Origin of the sequence: Rhodopirellula sp. JB055 (assembly GCF_043100905.1) — a bacterium.
Taxonomy (GTDB): Bacteria; Planctomycetota; Planctomycetia; order Pirellulales; family Pirellulaceae; genus Rhodopirellula.
On the sequence record NZ_JBICHO010000313.1, the window covers coordinates 1 to 4,004 of the forward strand.

Sequence of the window (4,004 nt, forward strand, 5' to 3'; positions counted from 1 at the left end):
GGGGGTTTTCTAGCTGGATTCGACAACTCGCCTATGCAGCCAACAAAGACCTCTACAGGAAGCAAGCGCTCACCATCTCGTCGATTGAGGAAAACACCAGGCGAGACGGGAAAGGACGAAACAGAGCACTACCACAGGAGCTGTCACGCGGGCATGTCAAAGTCGCGTCTTCTGATGTTCACTCAATCGAGCACACCATGTCTCTCATCACTTGGCAAGAATTTGAAAACGTTGACGTGCGAGTTGGCACGATCACGCTGGTGGAAGAATTCCCGGAAGCCCGCAAGCCCGCGTACAAGATCACGGTCGACTTCGGCGAGGATTTGGGACTGAAACGAACCAGCGCCCAGATCACGGTGCACTACACGAAAGAGGAATTGGTCGGACGCCAGATCCTCGGCGTGGTCAATTTCCCACCCAAGCAGATTGGACCGATCATGTCGGAGTTTTTGCTCACCGGACTGTACCGTGAAGATGGATCAGTCATTCTTGCGGTACCCGACAAAACAATGCCAAATGGTGCCAAACTCGGCTGAGCGTTCAACCCAGCACGCCCACCGAGTCCTCTGGCAAGACGAGCCTCTCACCAACGCCAAGACAACAGGCCGGCGATGATGAGAAGGCATCGTCACAAAACAAGTTTGGCAGCGAGACAACTAGGACCGTTGTTTTTCGTCGTCCTCCAGTTTCTTTGCCAATTGCTTGGCTTTCTCTAGGTGCTTTTCGACTTTCGAAATGGCCTCTTGAGCAATCGGCTGCAATTCCTGTGGCCCCGTGCTTTCAATCGCTTTCAGTTCCGCCAACATCATCGTGTGAGCCACACATTGCTGGCCCAGAAAAGCCATTTGGAAATCCTGACCTTCGTATCTGGTCAGCATGTCCTTGGTCATCTTCATCGCATTGTCACAGGCTTGTTCTGCGATCTGACAAAGCTGGGCGGGCACCCGCTGGCCTTGTGAACCGACCTGATTCTGTTTGCTGAATTGCCGCAACTTTTGGTTGATTGCTTCGTGGTCGCGGACAATCGTTTGAGTCAACTGTTTCAGTTCATCGTGGTCGGTTTTCTGCATCGCCATCTTTGCCAACTCGATCTCATTCTCGTTGGCCTTTTGCAGCTTCTGCACAATGGCTTGAGTCACAGTGGGCTGATGCTGGCGTCCGTCGGTGGAGGCACGCCGCGCTTCGTAGCGACCTGCTTCGGTTTGACTGGACTGAGTTTGATGCTGTCCATCCCGAGCGGAAGCGTTGTTCACGCCTTCCTGTGCCAGGGCGACCGAGGAACCGGTCAGGGCAGCCAGTGCAGCGACGGCAAAAGTGAATCGCAATTTCATCATCAAGATCTCCATGCAAGTTTTTTGGGGAAATGCCCTGAGCCCCAACCGAGCTCAGGACACCGAAGACGTCTGCATGTTGTGTTCCAGTCCGAGACCTTGAGCTGTTTCTTTTGCCTGAACCTGTCATTGCCTCGCCGCCGGAGGGTCCGAACAAAGCAAGGAAACGTCGATCACCGGGCCCCGCGAGAAACCTCACCGGTCCGAATCAGGAAGGCCGGAAATCAATCAACTATCAGACCGTCGCATGGACGCTCAACGACCATTGTTCGTACGACACCAAACGTGTTGGTAAACTCGTGCAAGGATCCACCCATCGCCTATCATGGGCACACTTGAATCCATTTTCACAAATTGAATTTCGCATCACGCTGACCCAACGCTGACATGACCTGCTCTTTGAATTCGCAACGTGACATTGCCACCGCCTTCCGTTTTGCTTGCAAACTCAGGCTCCCTACCCAGGCGATCCGGCCGATGCTCTGCTGGCTCGTTTGTGTGGCGATGTGGATCGCTGTTCCGGGCGGTGCCACCGCGGACGAAGCAAACTCGCCGCATCGCGTGCTGTCTTACAACATCAAACGTGGCTACGGAAACGATGGTCAAACGGACCTGCTGAGAACCGCGGACGTGATCGCGAAACTCAAACCGGACTTTGTTGGGTTGCAGGAGGTCGATGAGCGATGCAACCGAAGCGGCAAGGTTGATCAAGCCCAATGGTTAGGTGAACACCTCGACATGCATGCCGCCTTCGCTCCTTTCATGGATTACGACGGAGGCCGATACGGAATGGCCATCCTTTCGCGACACCCCATCGAAAGAACCGAGTCGGTCGAACTGGCTCGCGGTCGCGAACCTCGCGTCGCATTGGCAGCTCATGTCACCCTGCCCGATGGGAACAAGTTGACGCTGGTCAACGTGCACTTCGACTACATTCGCGATGACACGGTCCGATTCGAACAAGCGACCAAAGTTCGCGAGTTCATTCAATCGCTTCCCAACCCCGCGATTTTACTCGGCGACTTCAACGACACGCCCGAATCACGCACGGTCCAACTGTTTCAGGATGGGTTTGTCGAAGCAGACAAGCCAGCCGACGATTCCTTCACCTTTTCGGCTGAAAAGCCTGATCGCGAAATCGATTTCCTGTTTGCGTCTCCAGAGACCCAGTGGACCGTCAAAACGGTGAACGTGATCGATGAGCCAATGGCTTCGGATCACCGGCCCGTGATGGCCGTTCTGCAATTGCAAGCGAACTGATTTGCAGGTGACGTTTACCGCATCGTCAGCGTCGAACTTGATCTTCCATCATTCGCCGGCATTCGCGACCGGCTTGGGACCAGTCGCCTTCATTGGCCAATTCGATAACCTGCTGGACTGAAGCGTAAGACTGTGCGGAGATCTTTCCTTCGGTTTGCCACTGGGCGACTTGTTCCGCAACCTTTTGCAGTGACTCCATGTCTTTCTGATTGCAAATCCGATACAGCGCCACCGAGGCATCGTATCCCTGGTCGTCCAACTCGACTTTGCTGCGCGGATAGAAGTAAAACGCCATTCCGACGACGACGATCGCCAAACCCGCCCATTTGATCCAGTCGTTTCGCTCGTTGTCGGCTGTCGCTTTCGAACTCGCCATCATAGTTTCTCCCAGTCGATGACTTCGCTTTCATTCATGCTGGACATTTCGGCCCACACGAACAGATCCACGAACTCAGTGACAAAGCGAACCGATCCGTCTCCGAAAGCGACCATGCCCCCACCCGGGTGATCCGATACCATTTGCCCCACGTGGTAGGTCGGAAAGTTCACCGGGTGAATGATTGGAAAACCGGTGATATCCAGTTCTCCTCCAGATGGTCCAGCGTGAACCAACGTCAGCGTGGCGGCTGCGTCAGGCCCGTTTTCGGGCGAAGCGAATCGAGGATGCGTGAAAGCGCCGGGCACAACACCCACCCACGTTTTGTCGCTTAGCGAAGAGGTGTGCTCCCCAAAGAAGATTGTGTTGCTGGTCCCGTCCAATACATCCCGAAAGCGTGTTTTCGAGTTGCGATAAAACGGCCCATCCGCCACTCGACTCGCATCTCCAACGATCACGATCGTCTTTGTTTCCGAGGTGTAAATGTTGCTGAAGACAATCCCCGTTGCGGCGGAGCCACACTCACCCCAGCAACTTTCTTGTCCGTGACTGGCGACATAGTGACTGCGTCCGAGCTGGAGATTGCGACCATTGAACTGTAGCGCGCTGCCGGCTTCGTCCAGCACGTCAAACGCAGCATCGCCTCCCGCCGCACTCGGGCACAGAAACGTGGGCACCCGCGATGCGATCGCGGAACTGTTGGCCAAAGACCAAATGGGCTCCTCCTGCCGCAATTGATCATTCAACGCCGTGGCTTCCAGGAACGGAAGCAACCCTGTCCCCCACCCCCAACCAGGACCGGCATCCCAGGTCACCGGATCCATCGCGACGGACGCCGGCGCCACTCCAGAACTGGTCTCAAATGAAACATAACCGGCTGGGAACCGCTGATAGGCAGAATGATAGTTTTGCGAGGCCAAACCAACCTGACGCAGATTGTTGCTGCACGACATTCGGCGGGCCGCTTCCCGAGCCGCTTGAACCGCGGGCAATAACAAACCCACCAGCACGCCAATGATCGCAATCACGACCAACAG

Annotated in this window: 5 protein-coding genes; 2 read left to right on the plus strand and 3 right to left on the minus strand. The window is 55.3% G+C overall.

Features of this window, described 5'->3' with window-relative positions:
- The first annotated feature begins 197 nt into the window (after positions 1–197).
- Complete coding sequence (locus tag ACF8AM_RS12345) at positions 198–536, plus strand: tRNA-binding protein (protein ID WP_392555923.1); 339 nt, start codon at positions 198–200, stop codon at positions 534–536.
- Between the two features lie 120 nt (positions 537–656).
- Here ACF8AM_RS12345 and ACF8AM_RS12350 read toward each other — a convergent pair whose 3' ends face one another.
- Positions 657–1,334 (minus strand): DUF4142 domain-containing protein, encoded by a 678-nt coding sequence (locus ACF8AM_RS12350; RefSeq protein WP_392555924.1) that lies wholly within the window; start codon positions 1,332–1,334, stop codon positions 657–659.
- 474 nt (positions 1,335–1,808) lie between these two features.
- Here ACF8AM_RS12350 and ACF8AM_RS12355 point away from each other — a divergent pair, with 474 nt between their 5' ends.
- Entirely contained in the window at positions 1,809–2,591 is a 783-nt protein-coding gene (locus ACF8AM_RS12355) for an endonuclease/exonuclease/phosphatase family protein (RefSeq protein WP_392555925.1), read from the plus strand.
- 25 nt (positions 2,592–2,616) lie between these two features.
- Here ACF8AM_RS12355 and ACF8AM_RS12360 read toward each other — a convergent pair whose 3' ends face one another.
- On the minus strand, positions 2,617–2,967 hold the full coding sequence (locus ACF8AM_RS12360) for a hypothetical protein (RefSeq protein WP_392555927.1): 351 nt from the start codon (positions 2,965–2,967) through the stop codon (positions 2,617–2,619).
- Positions 2,967–4,004, minus strand: a 1,038-nt coding sequence (locus tag ACF8AM_RS12365) for a DUF1559 domain-containing protein (protein WP_392555926.1), incomplete at its 5' end; no start/stop codon positions are given. The genes ACF8AM_RS12360 and ACF8AM_RS12365, both read right to left, overlap by 1 nt.

What these genes read in the sequence shown, in the direction of transcription:
- ACF8AM_RS12345 (WP_392555923.1), top strand. Translation starts at nt 198, where the DNA reads ATGTCTCTCATCACTTGGCAAGAATTTGAAAACGTTGACGTGCGAGTT.
- ACF8AM_RS12350 (WP_392555924.1), bottom strand. Translation starts at nt 1,334, where the DNA reads ATGATGAAATTGCGATTCACTTTTGCCGTCGCTGCACTGGCTGCCCTG.
- ACF8AM_RS12355 (WP_392555925.1), top strand. Translation starts at nt 1,809, where the DNA reads ATGCTCTGCTGGCTCGTTTGTGTGGCGATGTGGATCGCTGTTCCGGGC.
- ACF8AM_RS12360 (WP_392555927.1), bottom strand. Translation starts at nt 2,967, where the DNA reads ATGGCGAGTTCGAAAGCGACAGCCGACAACGAGCGAAACGACTGGATC.